Origin of the sequence: Bacteroides sp. LFL-34 (assembly GCF_027257075.1) — a bacterium.
In the GTDB taxonomy this organism is placed as follows: domain Bacteria; phylum Bacteroidota; class Bacteroidia; order Bacteroidales; family Bacteroidaceae; genus Bacteroides; species Bacteroides ovatus.
On the sequence record NZ_JAPQKZ010000026.1, the window covers coordinates 1 to 19,998 of the forward strand.

The following is a 19,998-nucleotide window of genomic DNA, read 5'->3' on the forward strand; positions in this document are numbered from 1 at the left end:
ACAAAGGAAAAGTTGGGTACAAATAGCAAACACCTAAATATCAATAGATTATATTCATTATTTTATCTCATTCTTTCTCTTTTTCCACAACTGCCAGCTATTAATAATATTCTGCCACATGATATTATAGCCCGCGGAACTTCTATCTTTATGGGAATTTGTGCAGCCGCTTTTCTTCCGGCCTATTTCTGTGCTTTATATTGGAAGAAAGCTACTAAACAAGGTGTCATGGCAAGTCTTTGGGTGGGAACAATCGGCAGTCTGTTTGCTCTTGTGTTTCTTCATCAGAAAGAATCTGAAGCATTAGGTATCTGTAAAGCGTTATTCGGACGGGATGTGTTGATTACCACTTATCCTTTCCCTGTGATTGACCCGATATTATTTGCCTTACCATTATCTGTATTGGCTATTGTCGTAATCAGTCTGATGACCTATAGGAAATAAGTATTAGGTATTACACCTAATACTTAATACTTTATCTCATGCTTTTATTTTCTTTTTGTAGGATTCGTAGCGCGACATAATATCTCGAACGAAATTGTAAGTCTCGATGCCACGGAAATATCCGTTTTTGCAGACAGGATCGTTGAAGTATTCTTGATTGCTTTTAAGCAAGATGAAGTTTTCTACATTATCTTTCCATACTAATTTGTTTTTCCCGTATTTTTCGGCTAGTGCCATTGCGTCATATATATGTCCCAAACCGGCATTGTAAGATGCCAGGATAAAATTGAGCCGTTCCTGCTTATCGGGAATCATGCTGAAACTCCGGTCGGTGGCAGTAATATATTTAATAGCCGCTTTCACACTTTCCTCTGGATTCTGCTCTTTGCCGGGAGGTACTCCCATTGCACGTGCTGTGGCAGGCATTAACTGCATGAGTCCTTTGGCACCTGCCCAAGATACAGCGGTAGTGTCAAAATTGGATTCTGTATACGCTAATGATGCAAGCATGCGCCAGTCCCAGCCGATGTCTTTGGAATACTTCTTGAATAAATGGTCATAATGAGATATCTTTCCTTCTTTTAAGGAGAGGATAGGAGAGTGCGGCATCATTTTACTATTCTCAAAATAACGTTTCATACTCGCTGTGTAAGCAGGAGAAGTCATGTTTTCCTGATGCCATTGGGTAGCGGCGGCTGCCAGCTCGGGGCTGTCTTTTCGTACCGTCCACGAAGAACGTTGATCGAAACTGATGGACAGGCCGATATTTAAATTGGGATAATAGGTCTTATTAAGTCTGGCTAAATCATTGTCGGCCACCGTATACAGAATTTTTCCTTGCGCTACTTGCGTAATCAAGTCCTCAATAGTGATACTGTCATTGGTGACTTCATGAATCCGGATACCTCCTCCTAATTCACTATTCAGATTGACGAGGCGGTCATAATATTTCCCTGGTTTTACGTATATATCTTTTCCGACCAGTTCGGTTACATCTTTCAACGGCTTCTGTTTTCCTCTTCCTTGCTGAACAATTACCTGGTGAGTAATTACATCTTCGCCACAATAAAGAAGACTGTCTTTCCACTCTTTGGTGATTGGCAGATTATAGGCAATCATGTCTCCTTCACCTGCCAATAATTTTTGGATCATTTCGTCGACGCTGTTGGCTACTTCAATCCTAAGTTTTAGTCCCAGGCTTTTGGCAAACTGTTCACTAAGTTCATATTGGAACCCCATTTCTTGTCCCCGGTAAATGAAATAGGAAGTAGAGCTATATAATGTCAATACAACGAGTTCGCCACTATCTTTTATTTGTGGAAGATCACGCGCTGTCTCATCCATCTTGTTATGATGCTTATTCCGGCATCCGAGCATACAACAAAATAGAATAAGAAATAAAGGAATACTCAGTGTCTTGACATTCATTTCTTAATTTTTAATTTTCAATTTTTAATTCTTAAGGTGCTTCTTGATGTACATAGTCAGTATATCAATAGCTACCCTATTACTGCCTCCTTCCGGTACAATAAGGTCGGCATATCGTTTGCAAGGTTCGATAAATTGCAGGTGCATAGGTTTTAAAACCCGTGTATAGCGTTCCATTACAGCTTCGGCAGTACGTCCGCGCTCAATGACATCTCTCTGAATGACACGAATCAGGCGTTCGTCGGGATCGGCATCAACAAATATTTTGAGGTCCATCATATTGCGCAGCTTTTTATCACATAAGGCAAGGATTCCTTCAATGATAACCACCTCACGAGGTTCGATATGAATGGTTTCGGGCTGGCGCGTGCATGTGAGATAAGAATAGGTGGGCTGTTCGATACTCTTCCCTTCTTTCAGCGTCATGACATGCTTGGATAGCAGACTCCATTCAAAAGCATCCGGATGGTCAAAATTGATATTCTGGCGTTCTTCAACCGGGACATGACTACTGTCTTTGTAGTATGAATCCTGTGGTAAGAGTACTACTTCTCCTGCGGGGAGGCTTTCTATAATTTTCCGTACGACGGTGGTCTTTCCGGAGCCCGTTCCGCCTGCTATTCCTATAATTAACATCTCTTTAAATGTATATTTGAACCAAATAGAGTATTTTTGCATTACTATTAATGTGGTAAACGCATTAACAAGACAAATATAGAAACAATTCATTAAAATAACAACGTAATGGTAAAACACATTGTATTATTTAAGTTAAAAGACGAAGTTCCTGCTGAAGAGAAACTGGAAGTCATGACTAAATTCAAGGAAGCGATAGAAGCTCTTCCTGCTAAAATTTCTGTAATTCGCAAAGTGGAGGTCGGATTGAATATGAATCCTGGTGAAACATGGAATATTGCGCTTTACAGTGAGTTTGATACACTAGAAGATGTTAAATTCTACGCAACACATCCCGACCACGTAGCTGCCGGAAAGATTCTGGCTGAAACGAAGGAGAGCCGTGCGTGCGTAGACTATGAATTATAAACCCCAAAAATAAAGATGAGAAAAATAATTTCTTTCCTGCTTTTAAGCTTTGTTGTATATGCATTGCAAGCGCAGATCAAAGATCCGGTAAAGTTTAAAACAGAGCTGACAGCTCTCTCCGATACGGAGGCAGAGGTGGTGTTTACAGCTACCATGGATAAAGGTTGGCATGTTTATTCTACCGATCTGGGAGATGGCGGCCCTATTTCCGCAACATTCAATGTTGATAATAAATCGGGTGTCGAGCTTGTAGGCAAACTGAAGCCTGTAGGCACAGAAGTATCTACTTTCGATAAATTGTTCGAAATGAAGGTACGCTATTTCGAGAATACAGCAAAGTTTGTGCAGAAAGTAAAATTCACGGGTGGAGCTTACGCAATCGAAGGTTATCTGGAATATGGAGCTTGTGATGACGAGAGTTGTCTGCCTCCTACTCAGGTGCCGTTTAAGTATTCCGGAGTAGCAAAAGCCGGAAATGCCGCTGCAACAAAAACAGAGCAACCGGAGCAAAAGGTAGCGGATAAGCAAAAAGAAGAACCCGTTCCTGCTGTTACGAAAGATTCTTCTGCGATGATGGAACTGGTGCCTGCAACTACAACCGAAGTTGCTACGGATATTCAGCCTGCTGTTGCATCGGGTGATCTTTGGAAACCGGTAATCAGTGATTTACAAGCCTTAGGAGAAGAACATGGTCAGGAAGACATGTCCTGGATATATATATTCATAACAGGTTTTCTGGGTGGATTATTGGCATTGTTTACCCCTTGTGTATGGCCGATTATTCCGATGACAGTCAGTTTCTTCTTAAAACGTAGTAAAGACAAAAAGAAAGGAATTCGTGATGCGTGGACATACGGTGCATCTATTGTAGTGATTTATGTGGCATTGGGCTTGGCTATTACTTTGATTTTCGGAGCCAGTGCATTAAACGCTTTATCTACCAATGCTATTTTCAACATTCTCTTCTTCCTGATGCTGGTGATTTTTGCTGCTTCATTCTTTGGAGCGTTTGAAATCAGGCTGCCGTCGAAGTGGGGAAATGCAGTAGATAGCAAAGCTGAATCTACGACCGGATTGCTAAGTATTTTCCTGATGGCTTTCACGCTTTCATTGGTATCTTTCTCTTGTACAGGTCCGATTATCGGCTTCTTGCTGGTACAGGTATCTACAACAGGAAGCGTAGTTGCTCCGGCAATCGGTATGTTAGGATTTGCCATCGCTTTGGCATTGCCGTTTACACTCTTCGCCCTGTTCCCGTCTTGGCTGAAATCGATGCCAAAGTCCGGCGGATGGATGAATGTTATCAAGGTTACGCTGGGTTTCCTCGAATTAGCATTTGCACTTAAATTCTTGTCAGTTGCTGATTTGGCTTATGGTTGGAGATTGCTTGACCGCGAAACATTCCTGGCTTTATGGATTGTCATCTTTGCTTTGCTTGGATTCTACCTGTTGGGCAAGATCAAATTCCCGCACGATGACGATGATAATAAGGTGGGAGTAACCCGCTTCTTTATGGCGTTAATCTCTTTAGCATTTGCCGTATATATGGTTCCCGGTTTGTGGGGAGCACCATTGAAAGCCGTATCTGCATTTGCTCCGCCTATGCAGACGCAAGATTTCAATCTGCATAAGAATGATGTACACGCGAAATTCGATGACTATGATTTAGGAATGGAATATGCCCGTCTGAACGGAAAACCGGTTATGCTCGACTTTACCGGATATGGTTGCGTAAACTGCCGTAAGATGGAAGCAGCGGTATGGACTGACCCGAAAGTGAGTGATTTGATTAATAACGACTACGTATTGATTACACTTTATGTAGATAATAAAACTCCGTTGACTGAACCTGTGAAGATTATCGAAAACGGTACAGAACGTACTTTGCGTACTGTCGGCGATAAATGGAGCTATCTGCAACGTGTGAAATTCGGAGCTAATGCCCAGCCTTTCTATGTATTGCTGGACAATCAGGGTAAACCGTTGAATAAGTCGTATGCTTATAACGAAGATATTCCTAAGTATATTGAATTCTTACAGACCGGATTGGAGAATTATAAGAAAGGAAAATAACGATTTCTCCGATAATGACCAATCTTGGACAATGAATAAAAAAGCGGTTTCATCTTTTCGATGAGGCCGCTTTTTGAATAGAATAAATTGAAATTTTAGCGAAAATTACATGGGTACTTCTATTAATAGAAGTTGGGTTCCTTTTAATATATGTATCGGGAATTCTTTTGTATCCCAAACACCGATACCATCACGTTTGGACAGCCGTTCTTCCGCCACTGTGATTTCTCCTTCAAGTACGAAGATATATACTCCGTTACCTTCCTGATGCATCTTATATTCGATTGTTTTTTCCGTATCGAAGCTTCCCATAGAGAACCATGCATCTTGTTTGATAGAAGCGGGAGTCTTCCCGTTCGGAGACAGGATTAACGCCAGTTCATTTGGTTTCAGGAGCGGACGAATATCGAAGTTGTTATACTCCGGTTTGGTGTTTTCAACTCGTGGAAATACCCATATCTGCAGGAATTCCAGTTGTTCTTTATCACTGCCATTGTATTCACTGTGATAAATGCCACTACCTGTACTCATAACCTGAATATCACCTGGAGTGATGGTTTTAGTGTTTTGTACACTGTCACCATGTTTCAGGTATCCTTTTAGGGGGATGGAAATCACTTCCATATTTTTATGCGGATGTGTATCGAATCCCATAGACGGGTCTACACTGTCATCGTTCAGCACTCGTAATGCTCCGAAATGAATTCTTTCCGGATTATAATAGTTGGCAAAACTGAATGTGTGATGGGTCTTGAGCCAGCCGTGATTGAAATAGCCTCTTGATGAAGCTCTGTCGATTACTTTTTTCATAATCTTCCTTTCTTTTTTAATAGAACTTTGGTGTGCGTCTTATTTGCACTTTACTATTACTAATAACAATGGAAAGGTAGATAAAGTTCTTAACGGGAGATTTAATAAGAAGGGAGCTTTATTTTTTTATTTCAGAAAAAATACATACGTTTGTAACATCATAACAATACCTTTGTGGCCAAAAATAAAGAAAGTATGTACGCAACAGACACTCTAATGGATGAACGGGAAGTGGTTCTCCGTCTGATAGACGGAGATGAAGAGGCCTTTTGCGAACTTTATGCCGCTTATAAGAATCGTTTGCTCTACTTCGCCCTGAAATTCGTCAAGTCGCATGAATTTGCGGAGGATATATTTCAGGATGCGTTTACGGTAGTTTGGCAAACCCGTCGTTTCATCAATCCCGAAGCCTCTTTTTCTTCCTATCTTTATACTATTGTGCGTAATCGTATTTTGAATCAGTTGCGGGATATGGCTAATGAAGATCAGCTGAAAGAGCAGATTCTTTCTCAAGCGATCGATTCAACGAACGAAACGAATAATCATATTCTGCTCAATGATTTGAAAGAGATTATTGCCCGTGCATTGGAGCAATTAACGCCCCGCCAGCGTGAGGTATTTAAAATGAGCCGTGAACTACAGATGTCTCATAAAGAAATAGCCGAAGCATTGGGCGTTTCAGTTCATACAGTGCAAGAACATATTTCTCTTTCTCTAAAAGTGATTCGTTCCTATTTGACTAAATATTCAAGTACATCAGCCGATGTACTTTTGATTCTATTGTGCTTGAATTTATAATAAATGTTAATCACACCCTAGCTCTTTCTTACTTTTGTGTATTACTTATACAAAGGGAAGGAAATTAATATCCTTATTTTGAATATATGATGAAAGATACTAAAACAGAAAAAGATAAATTGCATCGCTATCTGGATGATCTTTATACCCGGGATGATGCTTCACAGTTGTTGCAAAGTATTAAGGATTCAGAAAACCAAGATATATTGGACGAACTGGCAGCAGAGGTTTGGGAAGAATCCGGGAACCTGCAACCTGGTAATGATTTGGAGCGGGAAAAATATAAGAGAGAGGCACGCCAATTACTGAAGCGTATTGAACACAAAAAACGTACATGGTTCCGCCGGGCTTCTGTGGTGGCAGTCAGTACAGCGGCTGTAATAGCCATTATCATAGGGAGTGTCAACTTTTTCCGGTATATGAATGCACAACAGGTCACACTGGCTGAAATCACCACTTCCTTTGGTGAGAAAAGACAAGTGACTTTGCCGGACGGAACTCTTTTGGTTCTGAACTCTTGTTCGCAAGTGCGTTATCCGGATCGTTTTGTTGGAGATCTCCGTGAAGTGGAACTTGAAGGTGAGGGATATTTCCGTGTTGCCCGCAATGAAAAGATGCCATTTATTGTGAGGACGAAGCGGCTGGATGTTCAGGTGTTAGGTACCCGATTTGATGTAAAATCCTATTCAACAGATGAAATAGTGTCTGTGAGTGTGGAGAGTGGTAAGGTACAGGTTGATTTACCGGAAGCGATGATGAGGCTGACTGCTAAAGAACAGGTGCTTATCAATACTGTTTCCGGAGAATATAGTAAGAAAACGGAGGATAGGGGAGTGGCTGTCTGGATGAAAGGCGGGTTACGTTTTTACAGTACACCTATCCGCGATGTGGCAAAGGAACTGGAACGGGTATATAATTGCCGGATTACTTTTGCTTCCGGTCAGGATTTCAACAACTTGATTACCGGCGAACATGATAACAAGAGTTTGGAAGCGGTACTTAAATCCATTGAATTTATCAGCGGTGATATCAAATATAAGAAAGAGGGCATCCATGTGCTTCTTTATAAAGAATGAGATGAATAATAGATAATGTTTAACCTTTTAAAAAATAATAGATGAAAACAGCTCCTTCATGAACCTCCCCAAAATGATAGAAGCACTCCAAAGGAATGCCTCTATCCGCAATCCGGACGGATATTCATAAGCTTCGACCCAAATGAATAACGTATCGCGCATTGCTTGTTTTTAATAACTTTAGTCAATTACTAAAACGCACAAATTTATGAATAATCTTCTTATTTGTAAAGGGATAAGTAAAAATAGCTGTTCGTTTTTAGCTTTTTTACTATTCACCTTCATTTTAATAGCTCCGGCTGCTGCTCAGACATTGAAAGAGCATGATATTACGCTTCGTGTGCAAAACGAGCCGGTAGAGAGTGTTTTCAATAAAATCAGCAAACAGACTAATTTTAAGTTTCTCTATGATCAGGAGACGGTGAACAAGGCTCCGAGAGTTTCTTTCGACATTAAAAATGCTTCATTAAAACAGATTCTGGGAGAAATTACTTCCCAGGCCAAGCTTTATTTCAATAGGACCGATCATACAATTGCTGTTAGCAAACAGCCGCTTAAGAAAGAAGAAACTGTTCAACGTACACGTACTATACAAGGTATTGTTGCAGATGATAAAGGAGAACCGGTGATTGGTGCCAGTGTGCAGATTAAGGGAGAGGGTAGTGGTACGATTACCGATATCGACGGACGTTACTCAATCATGAATGTACCGGAGTCTGCAACATTGACCATCTCTTATATTGGATATAAAACGGTAAATATCTCTGCAAAGGATAAAAATACGGCGAAAATCACGTTGGTAGAAGATAGTAAGATGATTGATGAGGTAGTAGTGGTGGGATATGGAGTTCAGAGGAAAAGAGACGTCTCTACTTCTATTTCTTCCGTGAAAGCTGAACAAATTGCGGACGTTTCTGCTTCAGACTTTCGTCAGGCGTTGGCGGGTAAGATGCCGGGGGTACAGGTTACACAGCCAAGTGGTGATCCGGAGGGAAGTGTAAGTATCCGTGTTCGTGGTATCAGTACGGTTAATGCCGGTAGTGATCCTCTTTATATTATTGATGGCGTGCCGGTAGAACGTGGATTTGCCAATCTGAATAATAATGATGTCGAATCTGTGGAAGTTTTGAAAGATGCTTCGTCGGCAGCTATTTATGGTAGTCGCGGTTCCAACGGTGTCATTATTATCACGACCAAGCAGGGACAATCGGAAAAGATGAAAGTGCAGTATGATGGATATTATGGCATCCAGAGTGTTTCGAAGAAACTTTCAATGATGAATGCATATCAGTTTGCCGAATTTGCAAAGGATGGTCATGACAACGCTTATCTGGATGCTAATCCCGGAGGGTCACCGGATGACCCGAACGGAATGCGCCCGAACTCATGGGAACGTATTCCTACCGAACTCTTTCCCTATCTGAATGGTGATAAGGGGTTGACGGATACGGATTGGCAAGATGCTATTTTTCGTACTGCTGCTACTACCAGCCACAATGTTTCTATTTCCGGCAGAGGAAAAACAGTCGGCTATTTCATTTCTGCCAACTATTATGATAAAGAGGGTATTATAATTAATTCCGACTTTAAGAAATATAGTATGCGTATGAATTTGGACGGGAAATATAAAAGACTGAAATTTGGTCTGAATTTCTCGCCTTCCTATTCTACTTCCAATCGGGTAGATGCTTCCGGATCTAATGGTATTGTGCAATCGGCATTGATGATGCCTCCGGTATGGCCGGTGTATAATGCGGATGGCAGCTATAATTATCAGGGAAACGGCTATTGGAGAATTGGAAATGACTATCAGCATAATGCCGTATTGAACCCGGTAGCCATGGCAAACTTACAATCGGATGTTGTAGACCGTATGGCGATTGTCGGAAAAGTTTTTGCTGAATTGGAGTTGTATAAGGGGCTTACTTATAACATTTCTTTTGGTGGCGATTATTATGGTTCGCATAATGACCAATATCGTTCTTCGGAACTTCCTTTATTGGGACAAAAGTATTATGATGTAAAGTCAAATCCGACAGCCTACAGTTCATCAGGTTTTTATTTCAACTGGTTGGTGGAGAATAAAATCAATTATAACACAACGATTAAAGATGCTCATTCCATCAATGTGGTCTTAGTACAGTCGGCTCAAAAAGAGACATATAAAGGAGATAATGTGACGGCGACCGATTTCCCGAACGACTATATACAAACAATTTCCGGAGGTACGGTGACGAAAGGTGCATCCGATAAAACCCAATGGACGATTGCTTCTTATCTGGCGCGTATGCAGTACAGCTATAAAGGTAAATATATGGCTTCGGCGGCTATTCGTGCAGACGGTTCTTCCCGTTTTGGCAAGAATAATCGGTGGGGATATTTTCCTTCAGCTTCTTTGGCGTGGAGAATAAGCGGAGAAGACTTCTTTATGAAGGCTAAGTGTCTGTCGTTTGTTGATGATTTGAAGTTAAGAGCGAGTTATGGAGTGACCGGTAACTTCCAGATTGGTAATTATGATCATTTGTCTCTGATGGCTTTGGATAATTATGTGCTTGGCACAGGTAACGGACAATTGGTGAATGGTTATAAGCCAAGTACCATAAAGAATGAAGATTTGAGTTGGGAAAAGAATGCGATGGTGAATGTGGGTGTTGATTTGCAGATGTTCAAAGGATTGCTGGGACTGACTGTGGATTATTATAATACCAATACCTCTAATATGTTGTTGAATGTACCAGTTCCCCACTTGACCGGATATAGCACTGCATTGATGAATATCGGTAAAGTGAATAATAGGGGATGGGAAGTTGCTTTGACCTCACAGAAGAATATAACTAAAGATTTCGGTTATTCGTTTAATGCTAATTATGCCACTAATACGAACGAAGTGAAGGCACTCGGTCCGGGTAATGCTCCTATCATATCTACCGGTAGCGTAGATCATGCTTATTACATAACGAAAGTCGGTGAACCCATCGGATGTTATTATCTGTTGGTGCAGGATGGAATTTTCTCCAATGAAGAAGAATTAAAAAAGTATCCTCATTTCAGCAATACCCAGCCGGGAGATTTCCGCTTTGTGGATGTAGACGGGGATGGAGTGATGGATTTGGATAAAGATCGTACAATCGTGGGTAACTATATGCCCGATTTTACCTATGGGTTTGGTGGTAAAGTCTGGTTTAAGGGGTTTGACCTTGATTTTAATTTTCAAGGAGTATATGGTAATGAGATTCTGAATCTGAATCGTCGTTACATTGATAATCTGGAAGGTAATACCAATGGCACCACTATAGCCTTGAATCGTTGGAAAAGTCCGGAAGATCCGGGAAACGGTCAGGTGAACCGTGCCAATCGTAAGTCAAAGGGTTATAATGGTCGTACTTCAACTTGGCATCTTGAAGATGGTTCTTATCTGCGACTGCAGAATGTGACACTAGGATATACTTTGCCGAAGAACTTGACTCAACGCTTTTTCGTGGAAAAATTAAGAGTTTACGTTTCCGGACAAAACTTATGGACTTCGACTAATTATAGCGGATATAATCCGGAAGTAAATGCACGTCCGAGTAATTCTCTTTCACCGGGTGAGGATTATGGAACTTATCCATTGGCTAAAACATTCTTGTTCGGGCTGAACATAACACTTTAATCATCCTTTAAAATACACGTTATATGAAAAAATATAAACTAATACTATTCCTGTCAACTGCTTTGTTATCAGTTGCTTGTACAGATAGTTTCTTCGATTTAGAACCGAGTAGCAGTGTGCCTACCGACAAGGTATATAAGACAGCGGAAGATTTTAATGTAGCCGTGATAGGATGTTACTCCAAATTGCAGACACAAGTTTCCTATTTTACAGAGTGTTGCGAATATCGGAGTGATAATTTGACATTGAGTGCGCCCACTGCCGGAACACAAGACCGTTATGATATCGATCAGTTTGCAGATAAAGCCTCTAACGGAATTTTGGAAGATGCCTGGGCGAACTTTAATAATGGAGTCTATCGTTGCAATCTTGTATTAGATAGAATTGATGAGGCCAACTTCGACGCAACTCTGAAAAAACAATATAAAGGCGAAGCTCTTTTTATCCGTGCCCTTACTTATTTTAATATGTATCGTTTATGGGGAGGGATACCGATGACTAATAAAGTGGTGACGGTGGCTGAAGCTCTTAAAATCGGGCGCAGTTCCGATCAACAGGTTTATGATTTTCTTGTCGGTGATTTGAATCAGGTTATTAATGAAAATATGTTGCCGTCTTCTTATACAAGTGCCGATATGGGACGAGTGACTTCCGGTGCTGCAATGGCATTGCTCGGCAAGATTTACCTGACTTTCCATAAATGGACGGAGGCTCGCAATGTGCTATCTCAACTAGTGGGTCGGTATTCTTTAATGACTACTCCCGAACAGGTGTTTGACGTGAACAATAAAATGAACGATGAGATTATTTTTGCTGTTCGCTTTAATAAGGATGTTGAAGGAGAAGGACATGGATATTGGTTCTCTATTATTAATCTGACTGATGATACCAATCAGACAAAGTCTCTGAAAGAGTGCTACAAAGATGGGGATAAGCGCAAGAATCTGATTACCTATGTAAAGGTGGAAGATAAAGTATGCGTGATGAATAAATTTAAGGATGTCAAAAGTGCGACCTATAATACAGTCGGTAATGACCAGATTATTCTCCGTTATGCCGATGTGCTGTTAATGTACGCTGAAGCTTTGAATGAAATCAGTTATAGTAATTTGCAGAATTCAGAAGCTATGGTTGCTTTGAATGCTGTGCATACTCGTGCCGGATTGTCTCCGCTTCAGATAACAGAGCTTCCCGATCAGGATAGCTTCCGTAAAGCGATTATGTTGGAACGTCAACAGGAGTTTCCTTATGAAGGACAGCGTTGGTTCGATTTGGTACGTATGGGAGGTGCTAAGGAGGCTATGAAAGCAGAAGGACATATTATTCAGGACTATCAATTCCTGTATCCTATTCCAAAAACGGAGTTGGAAAGAATAAACAACACAGAACTGTTGTGGCAGAATACGGGATATTAATAGGATTAAACTAAAAGAAATCAAACGATGAAAAAAATACTATATAGCTTGTTGTTTATTTTCACGGTAGTCTTTACTGCTTGTGAAGAAGATCTGCCAAAGGCAAGTTTCGATTTATATGAACTGAAGTCACTAACGGCAACAGCCGGAGATATGAATGTGACTCTTTCCTGGGAAGCATACGAGAATGCCCGTCCGAATGAATATTTGATTCTTTGGACTTCCGGATCATCAGAAGCGGAAGGAGGCGAGATGACTGTGGATGCAAAAACAATGACTGCCACTATCAATAATCTGGTGAACGATGTTGCTTACACTTTTTCTGTGCAACCTCGTTATGCGGGAGGATTGGCCAGTAAAACTACTGCTGCCTGTACACCGAAGAATGCAAGATATCCGATTTCTGATCTGACGGCAGCAGCCGGCAATGAAAGAGTGCGTTTGAGATGGACGAAACCTGCGAGTGAACGTTTCACTCGCTATCAGGTTACCGTGAATCCCGGTAATCAGATTATCAATCTGGATGATACTTCATTGGAAGAATACATCGTTGATGGTTTGACTAACGATCAGGAATATACATTCAATGTAGTCTGTGTTTATCCTACAGGCAATTCTATTGCGGTGGAAACTTCTGCTACTCCCGGATTGATCTATCCTATTCTCGCTAGTACGGAACTGGTTGTGTGGGAGCCTTCTACCTTTGCTTATAACGATATGTATTTCATGGCTGGTGAAGTGAAATCGGTAAGTTGGGATTTTGGTGATGGTACGACATCGGGAGAAAACAATCCGGTGCATGCTTTTACTACTACCGGTACTTATACAGTGGCTGTAACGGTGACTTATGTTAATAATACCACCGAGTCGGGCAGTCTGACTGTCACGGTCGGCAATTATAAATGGAATTCTGTCGATTTGAACTTCGGTGGACTTACCGGATATGTAAAGACCTCCAATCCGGTGTTCTCTCCGGATGGAAAAACAATGTATATCCCGACATCTACTCCTGCGGGTCATTTATTTGCTATTGACGTAGTGAGCGGTGAATTCAAGTGGGTGTTTGCTATCAGTCAGATAACTTATGGCGGAGGTGCGTTGGTGGCTCCTGATGGTACAATCTATCAGTGTGTAAGAAATGCCACTATTAATAATGTATATGCTATTAATCCGAACGGAACTCAAAAGTGGGCAGTAAAATTGGATGCTGCGATAGGAGCTTTCCCTGCATTGTCGGCCGATGGTGTTCTTTACTGTCTCACCAATAAGAGTACGTTGTATGCGCTGGATGCATCCAGTGGTGCTATTAAATGGCAACAATCGCTTGACGGAGCAACCGGTAGTGCTGTGGCTATTGATAAAGCCGGAAATGTTTATGCAGGTACAAGTGCAGCCATTTATTCTTTTAAATCGAATAAAGAGCAGAATTGGAAATTGGAAGAAGTGAATGTGACAGAACAGGCTACGTTTGCTTTGAAGGATCAGGTACTTTATGCGACTTTGAAAAACGGAGGACTCGTTGCTGTTGATATGACAAACGGAACAAAGAAATGGACGTATCCGACTACAAAAGGAGATGCTTATTTCCCGATTGCTGATAAAAATGGCAATGTCTATTTTACTGAAAAAGGATCGCAGACTGTTCATGCAGTAAATGCCAGCGGATCTAAAATCTGGGAGAAAAATGTGGGTAACAATTTGAACTACAGTGGAGGTGCTTTGAGTACGGATGGTATTCTTTATATAGGTACCCAATCGAATAACAAAGTGCTGGGACTTGACATCACTAATGGAAACATTGTTTTTGAAGAGACTGTGGGACAACAGGTCATGGCAGCTGTTAGCATTGGTCCGGACAGACGGCTTTATTGCGGAACGATCGGATCTAATAATATCGGTTCGATAAAGGCTTTTGCTGTCAATAAGACATTAGCAACAGACTCCTGGAGTATTCGTGGTGGTGATATTCAAGGTACAAACCGTCAAAAGTAAGCGATAATGAGAGTTCCTGTTTTTATCTTATTTATGGCGATGACAATGGGTTTATATGCACAGAAATATAAAGTAGGTACGACTACAGCTTTGTGGAAAGTACCTGCTTCCACAGACTTTTCTCAAGCCCGGTCTGTGGGGGTAGAGTATGTGGAAGTAGCATTTAACCAGTGTTATAGAGGAGTTCCGGCAGATGAAGTTGTTCCTCGTATCCGGGATATGAAAGCAAAAATTGATAGTGCCGGTATCAAGGTCTGGTCTATACATCTTCCTTTCTCACGCACGTTGGATATATCGGTGCTGGATGAAAAGAAAAGGAAAGAAAATGTAGATTTTATGGCGGAGATGATTGGACAGTGCGCTCAGTTTCAGCCGAAATGTTTGGTACTGCATCCTAGTTCCGAGCCTATTGCTGACAGTATTCGGGCACAAAGAATAACTAACGCTTCCAGGTCTATCGCTTATCTGAAAAAATATGCGGATCAAATAGGAGCACAGTTGTGCATCGAAAATCTGCCGAGAACTTGTCTGGGTAATACTCCTGAAGAGCTTTTGGAAATAATCAAAGATACTCCGGGTGTGAAGGTTTGTTTTGATACCAATCATTATACTAAAGGGACGACAGGGCATTTTGTAGAAACTGTTGGTGAACGTATAGGTACTATACACGCTTCGGACTTTGATTTTGTCAACGAGTGTCATTGGCTTCCTACACAAGGTGACATTCAATGGGGAAAGTTAATGCATGCACTCGAAGGAATCGGCTATGAAGGGGTTTTCATGTATGAAGCTACCAAAGACCATGAAAACGACAATACGCGTCCGACACCGGAACGGGTGGTTGAGACTTTCAATAAAATAATTAATGACTATAAAAATCAGAAATAAGATGGATATAATAAGAAAAATACAATATTTACTGTTTTGTCTTTTGGCAATAGGTTTTGTTGCTTGTGATGATGATGACAACAACAGTACCGAAACTGGTCATGAAGGAATTCTTACGCAATTGGCAGAGGAAGTAGATGCCACTGCACAACAGTTGTGGAGTTCTTCTCCTTTGATTGTCAATACCGGACGTACCACTACTTTGACCAAGATCCAGGGATATGCGGATAAGTGTAAAGATGATTATTTCATCAGTTATCTGAATGGCTTCGATCAGGCAAGTACGAGTATGGAAAAGTGTGATCCGATTATCTATTTTTATCGGAGTGCATTTGATCGTGTAATGGATGGAATTAAAAACTCAAAAGTAGAAAATGGTACGGCAGCGATCTGGTTACTCTATAATATGGGGTATGTGGTAAAAACTCCGTCAGGATGTTTTGCTATTGACATTTCTCATCGTTGGGCGAAAGAGCTGGCACCTTATATTGATTTTCTCTGTGTTACACACAAGCACTCCGATCATTATAGTAATGATCTTATCCAGGCTATGTTTGATTTAGGTAAACCGGTGTTATCCAACTATTTGAAAGACACGACATATCCTTATACTGCAAAGGGGGATAAAGATTATGAAATTGGAAAATTCAAGATTAAAACCTGTATCACTGACCATAACAATGCCGGGTTATCTAATTTTGTGACTGTGTTTTCGATCGATTGTGGGGAAGATACCGGTAATTTCGTTTTTATGCATGTAGGAGACTCTAACTATAAACCGGAACAATATACGAATCTGGCTTCTCATGTGAATGTTTTGATACCGCGTTATGCTCCCAATGCTCTGACCGAAAATAATATTCTGGGTTCAGGTGCGGGACAGGTGGAGCCCGATTATGTCTTGTTATCACATATCTTGGAACTGGCTCATGCAGGTGTTGATGAATCAAGATGGTCATTGGATATGGCACTCGAACGGGCTTCGAAGATTAACTGTGAACAGACTTATGTACCAATGTGGGGAGAAAAACTAGTCTGGAAAAACAATAAACTGAATTAAAATTCTTAATGCTTGAACTTATGAAACGGATATGTAACTTCATACTTCTTCTGTGTTTGGTGCAACTGGCTGTTGCTCAAAATAGAATAGCTGAAATCAGAGAAAATCTGCTGGGAAATCATCCAGATAAAATATTGGTTGTATCCCACCGGGCTGACTGGCGTAATGCCCCGGAAAACTCATTGCAAGGTATACAGAATTGCATTGATATGGGTGTCGATATGGTGGAGATCGATTTGAAACGAACCAAAGACGGACATTTAGTAGTGATGCATGATAAAACGATCAATCGTACCATGTCTGGAAAAGGACTGGTGGAAGATTATACATTGGCCGAATTGAAAGCAATGCGTCTTAAAAATGGAGTAGCTTGTAAGACAAGACATCAGATTCCTACATTGGAAGAAGTGATGTTGCTCTGCAAAGGTAAGATCATGGTAAATATTGATAAGGGGTATGATTATTTTCAGGAAGCTTATATTGTACTCGAAAAGACGGGAACGGTTGACCAGTGTGTTATCAAAGCCGGCCTTCCTTATGAACAAGTGAAAGCCGAAAACGGTGCTGTATTGGATAAAGTGATTTTTATGCCTATTGTACAGTTGCATAAAAAAGGAGCCGAAGCTATTATTGACAGTTACAAGACTCACATGAAGCCTGCTGCTTATGAGTTAGTGTTTGATAATGATAGTCCTGAGGTGCTTAACCTGATAAAAAAAGTGCGTGATACGGGTTCTAAGTTGTTTATAAACTCTCTTTGGCCCGAATTATGTGGTGGTCATGATGACGACCGTGCAGTAGAACTTCATCAACCGGATGAAAGCTGGGGATGGATCATTAATCAGGGAGCCAAATTAATTCAAACTGACCGTCCTGCCCTCTTATTGGAGTATCTGCGCAAAAAGAAACTTCACGACTAAATAGACTTTTTCATGTTGAAACAACTTATAAACTTTTACAAGGTCTCTTCACCGAGACCTTGTAACGGGGAAGCTTTGTCTTCATCCGGCTCACAACATCTTCATTCCGATGCCCGTCGTCTGAAATACCTGAAATGGTCTACTTTCCTTTCAGCCACTTTCGGTTACGGCATGTACTATGTTTGTCGTCTTAGCCTGAATGTCGTGAAGAAGCCCATCGTAGATGAAGGAATTTTCTCCGAAACGGAACTGGGAATTATCGGTTCGGTATTGTTCTTTACTTACGCCCTTGGAAAATTTACGAATGGTTTTCTGGCTGACCGTAGCAATATCAACCGCTTTATGACTACCGGTTTACTGGTAACTGCTTTAGTGAACTTGTGCCTGGGTTTTACCCATTCTTTTATTCTGTTTGCTCTCCTTTGGGGGATTAGTGGCTGGTTTCAGTCTATGGGTGCTGCTTCTTGTGTAGTGGGACTTTCCCGTTGGTTCACGGACAAAGAACGAGGTTCCTATTACGGATTTTGGTCTGCCAGCCACAATATCGGTGAGGCGTTGACCTTCCTAATTGTTGCGTCTATCGTTAGTGTATTGGGGTGGAGGTACGGTTTCTTCGGTGCCGGTATTGTTGGTTTGCTTGGTGCTTTAATTGTGTGGAAGTTCTTCCATGACACTCCCGAGAGTCAGGGCTTTCCTCCTGTAAATGCTCCAAAACAGAAAGAGGAGATGAGTGTGGTGGAAACGACAGACTTTAATAAAGCCCAACGCCAGGTATTGATGATGCCTGCCATCTGGATACTGGCTCTTTCGAGTGCTTTTATGTATATCAGTCGCTATGCTATCAATAGCTGGGGTGTTTTTTATCTAGAAGCGCAAAAAGGATATTCCACGTTGGATGCCAGCTTCATTATTTCCATCTGTCCGGTCTGTGGTATCGTAGGTACCATATTTTCGGGTGTTATTTCTGACAAGTTATTTGGCGGTCGTCGAAATGTTCCCGCCCTGATTTTCGGATTGATGAATGTTCTTGCACTTAGCCTGTTCTTGTTGGTTCCCGGTGTACACTTTTGGATAGATGTGTTGGCTATGGTTCTTTTCGGTTTGGGTATCGGAGTTCTCATTTGTTTTCTGGGTGGCCTGATGGCAGTCGATATTGCTCCCCGTAATGCGTCGGGAGCAGCATTGGGGGTAGTCGGCATTGCCAGTTATATTGGGGCCGGATTACAGGATGTAATGAGTGGTGTTCTGATAGAGGGGCAAAAGACGGTTCAGAATGGAGTCGATGTTTATGATTTCACTTATATCAATTGGTTTTGGATAGGAGCGGCTTTATTGTCTGTATTTTTCGCTTTATTGGTGTGGAATGTGAAGCCGAAGTAATGATTTGAATAACAATGCTTTATAAAAAGGGACTTTTCCCTTTTAAATCAACGGGTCGTTTCTTTTAAAGGAACGACCTGTTTCACACCGAGAAACAACATGTTCCTTTTAATGAAACGCAAACAGTTTTTCAGTATTATTTCAGTATCATGCTTTTTCTTTGCCGGAGATAATTTGTTATCTTTGTAACTTTAACCCGAAAATCAATGAGTAGAATAATATTAAATACTAAGACTTGGCTATTATTTGTGCTGTTGTTTGGAATATCATTTTCTGCATGGGCACAAAGTGACGATTTTAATACATGGACTAAATTCAAGGTAAACCATAAGATAGATTCCCGGTTTTCAGTTTCAGGTGATTTGGAATTGCGCATGAAAGATGATGTGAGTAAATTGGATCGTTGGGGGCTGACTGTTGGCGGAAGTTACCGACCCTATTCATTTTTGAATCTGGGGGTTGGCTATGAAACCCATCTTCGGAATTTGGGTGACTCGGACTGGAAGTTCAGGCATCGCTATCATATAACTGCTACTGTCAGTTTTCGTTATCAATGGTTGAAAGTAGCTGTAAGGGAAAGATTTCAGCAGACTTTTGATCGTGGCAACTCTGAAACTCGTTTGCGTTCCCGCTTGAAATTATCTTATGCTCCTACAAAAGGAATTGTTTCTCCCTATTTCTCTGTTGAAATCTATCAGAGTTTGGATGACGTTTCTTTTTGGAGAGCCGATCGTATGCGTTATCGTCCCGGAGTAGAAATAGCTTTGGCCAAACGTTGGTCGTTGGATGCATTCTATTGTTATCAATATGCATCTTCGCAAGGCAGACACATTGCCGGAATAGAAGTGGGATATTCTTTCTGAAATTAGCAGGCTCTTAATATAATAATGTGAGAGTTTAATTCTTTGTTCCTGACTAGTCGTTTGTAACTTGTTGATTGTTTGCGTTATAGATGAAAATGTGAAATTTTCCTATAGAAACTATACTCCGACTTAATATAATTATATACTTTTGCTTT

The 19,998-nt window shown here is 41.0% G+C and carries 15 protein-coding genes and 1 pseudogene; 13 read left to right on the top strand and 3 right to left on the bottom strand.

Features of this window, described 5'->3' with window-relative positions; translation table 11 throughout:
* A pseudogene (locus N5O98_RS15820) lies at nucleotides 1–444 on the top strand (sodium:solute symporter family protein); the annotation flags it as partial.
* 36 nt (nucleotides 445–480) lie between these two features.
* Here the strand turns inward: N5O98_RS15820 and N5O98_RS15825 are convergent.
* Both N5O98_RS15825 and udk read right to left on the bottom strand, forming a co-directional pair.
* Complete coding sequence (locus N5O98_RS15825) at nucleotides 481–1,872, bottom strand: transglycosylase SLT domain-containing protein (RefSeq protein ID WP_118161383.1); 1,392 nt, start codon at nucleotides 1,870–1,872, stop codon at nucleotides 481–483.
* Nucleotides 1,873–1,896: 24 nt separating this feature from the next.
* The gene (gene udk / locus N5O98_RS15830) at nucleotides 1,897–2,508 is read right to left on the bottom strand and encodes a uridine kinase (protein WP_008648370.1); all 612 of its coding nucleotides are present in this window, start codon (nucleotides 2,506–2,508) and stop codon (nucleotides 1,897–1,899) included.
* Nucleotides 2,509–2,616: 108 nt separating this feature from the next.
* Between udk and N5O98_RS15835 the strand changes: the two genes are divergently transcribed.
* Complete coding sequence (locus N5O98_RS15835) at nucleotides 2,617–2,916, top strand: Dabb family protein (RefSeq protein ID WP_004296927.1); 300 nt, start codon at nucleotides 2,617–2,619, stop codon at nucleotides 2,914–2,916.
* Between the two features lie 15 nt (nucleotides 2,917–2,931).
* Nucleotides 2,932–4,989 (top strand): protein-disulfide reductase DsbD family protein, encoded by a 2,058-nt coding sequence (locus N5O98_RS15840; protein WP_022199197.1) that lies wholly within the window; start codon nucleotides 2,932–2,934, stop codon nucleotides 4,987–4,989.
* 105 nt (nucleotides 4,990–5,094) lie between these two features.
* Here N5O98_RS15840 and N5O98_RS15845 read toward each other — a convergent pair whose 3' ends face one another.
* Nucleotides 5,095–5,799 (bottom strand): pirin family protein, encoded by a 705-nt coding sequence (locus N5O98_RS15845; protein ID WP_004296925.1) that lies wholly within the window; start codon nucleotides 5,797–5,799, stop codon nucleotides 5,095–5,097.
* Nucleotides 5,800–5,994: 195 nt separating this feature from the next.
* Between N5O98_RS15845 and N5O98_RS15850 the strand changes: the two genes are divergently transcribed.
* From N5O98_RS15850 to N5O98_RS15895, 10 genes are all read left to right on the top strand, one after another.
* Nucleotides 5,995–6,597, top strand: coding sequence for an RNA polymerase sigma-70 factor (locus N5O98_RS15850; protein ID WP_004305965.1), 603 nt, complete (start codon nucleotides 5,995–5,997; stop codon nucleotides 6,595–6,597).
* Between the two features lie 86 nt (nucleotides 6,598–6,683).
* Nucleotides 6,684–7,673 carry a FecR family protein gene (locus N5O98_RS15855; RefSeq protein WP_004310803.1) on the top strand — a complete coding sequence of 330 codons (990 nt, stop codon included), beginning with the start codon at nucleotides 6,684–6,686 and terminating at the stop codon, nucleotides 7,671–7,673.
* A 208-nt stretch (nucleotides 7,674–7,881) separates the two neighbouring features.
* Nucleotides 7,882–11,325: a TonB-dependent receptor gene (locus tag N5O98_RS15860; RefSeq protein ID WP_022199198.1), complete on the top strand. Its 3,444-nt coding sequence runs from the start codon at nucleotides 7,882–7,884 to the stop codon at nucleotides 11,323–11,325.
* A gap of 23 nt (nucleotides 11,326–11,348) precedes the next feature.
* Nucleotides 11,349–12,740 carry a RagB/SusD family nutrient uptake outer membrane protein gene (locus N5O98_RS15865; protein WP_004305970.1) on the top strand — a complete coding sequence of 464 codons (1,392 nt, stop codon included), beginning with the start codon at nucleotides 11,349–11,351 and terminating at the stop codon, nucleotides 12,738–12,740.
* 27 nt (nucleotides 12,741–12,767) lie between these two features.
* Nucleotides 12,768–14,732: an outer membrane protein assembly factor BamB family protein gene (locus tag N5O98_RS15870; RefSeq protein WP_022199199.1), complete on the top strand. Its 1,965-nt coding sequence runs from the start codon at nucleotides 12,768–12,770 to the stop codon at nucleotides 14,730–14,732.
* A 6-nt stretch (nucleotides 14,733–14,738) separates the two neighbouring features.
* Nucleotides 14,739–15,620 (top strand): sugar phosphate isomerase/epimerase family protein, encoded by an 882-nt coding sequence (locus N5O98_RS15875; RefSeq protein WP_004310806.1) that lies wholly within the window; start codon nucleotides 14,739–14,741, stop codon nucleotides 15,618–15,620.
* A gap of 1 nt (nucleotide 15,621) precedes the next feature.
* Nucleotides 15,622–16,680, top strand: a complete 1,059-nt coding sequence (locus tag N5O98_RS15880; protein WP_004319543.1) for an MBL fold metallo-hydrolase — start codon at nucleotides 15,622–15,624, stop codon at nucleotides 16,678–16,680.
* Between the two features lie 20 nt (nucleotides 16,681–16,700).
* The gene (locus tag N5O98_RS15885; protein ID WP_004305975.1) at nucleotides 16,701–17,600 is read left to right on the top strand and encodes a glycerophosphodiester phosphodiesterase family protein; all 900 of its coding nucleotides are present in this window, start codon (nucleotides 16,701–16,703) and stop codon (nucleotides 17,598–17,600) included.
* Nucleotides 17,601–17,612: 12 nt separating this feature from the next.
* Complete coding sequence (locus N5O98_RS15890) at nucleotides 17,613–18,980, top strand: MFS transporter (RefSeq protein WP_004310809.1); 1,368 nt, start codon at nucleotides 17,613–17,615, stop codon at nucleotides 18,978–18,980.
* A 206-nt stretch (nucleotides 18,981–19,186) separates the two neighbouring features.
* On the top strand, nucleotides 19,187–19,843 hold the full coding sequence (locus tag N5O98_RS15895) for a DUF2490 domain-containing protein (RefSeq protein ID WP_022199201.1): 657 nt from the start codon (nucleotides 19,187–19,189) through the stop codon (nucleotides 19,841–19,843).
* The last annotated feature ends 155 nt before the right edge of the window (nucleotides 19,844–19,998 follow it).

Bases quoted from the DNA above. Each gene is read 5' to 3' on its own strand.
- N5O98_RS15825 (WP_118161383.1), bottom strand. From the start codon at position 1,872: ATGAATGTCAAGACACTGAGTATTCCTTTATTTCTTATTCTATTTTGT.
- udk (WP_008648370.1), bottom strand. From the start codon at position 2,508: ATGTTAATTATAGGAATAGCAGGCGGAACGGGCTCCGGAAAGACCACC.
- N5O98_RS15835 (WP_004296927.1), top strand. From the start codon at position 2,617: ATGGTAAAACACATTGTATTATTTAAGTTAAAAGACGAAGTTCCTGCT.
- N5O98_RS15840 (WP_022199197.1), top strand. From the start codon at position 2,932: ATGAGAAAAATAATTTCTTTCCTGCTTTTAAGCTTTGTTGTATATGCA.
- N5O98_RS15845 (WP_004296925.1), bottom strand. From the start codon at position 5,799: ATGAAAAAAGTAATCGACAGAGCTTCATCAAGAGGCTATTTCAATCAC.
- N5O98_RS15850 (WP_004305965.1), top strand. From the start codon at position 5,995: ATGTACGCAACAGACACTCTAATGGATGAACGGGAAGTGGTTCTCCGT.
- N5O98_RS15855 (WP_004310803.1), top strand. From the start codon at position 6,684: ATGATGAAAGATACTAAAACAGAAAAAGATAAATTGCATCGCTATCTG.
- N5O98_RS15860 (WP_022199198.1), top strand. From the start codon at position 7,882: ATGAATAATCTTCTTATTTGTAAAGGGATAAGTAAAAATAGCTGTTCG.
- N5O98_RS15865 (WP_004305970.1), top strand. From the start codon at position 11,349: ATGAAAAAATATAAACTAATACTATTCCTGTCAACTGCTTTGTTATCA.
- N5O98_RS15870 (WP_022199199.1), top strand. From the start codon at position 12,768: ATGAAAAAAATACTATATAGCTTGTTGTTTATTTTCACGGTAGTCTTT.
- N5O98_RS15875 (WP_004310806.1), top strand. From the start codon at position 14,739: ATGAGAGTTCCTGTTTTTATCTTATTTATGGCGATGACAATGGGTTTA.
- N5O98_RS15880 (WP_004319543.1), top strand. From the start codon at position 15,622: ATGGATATAATAAGAAAAATACAATATTTACTGTTTTGTCTTTTGGCA.
- N5O98_RS15885 (WP_004305975.1), top strand. From the start codon at position 16,701: ATGAAACGGATATGTAACTTCATACTTCTTCTGTGTTTGGTGCAACTG.
- N5O98_RS15890 (WP_004310809.1), top strand. From the start codon at position 17,613: ATGTTGAAACAACTTATAAACTTTTACAAGGTCTCTTCACCGAGACCT.
- N5O98_RS15895 (WP_022199201.1), top strand. From the start codon at position 19,187: ATGAGTAGAATAATATTAAATACTAAGACTTGGCTATTATTTGTGCTG.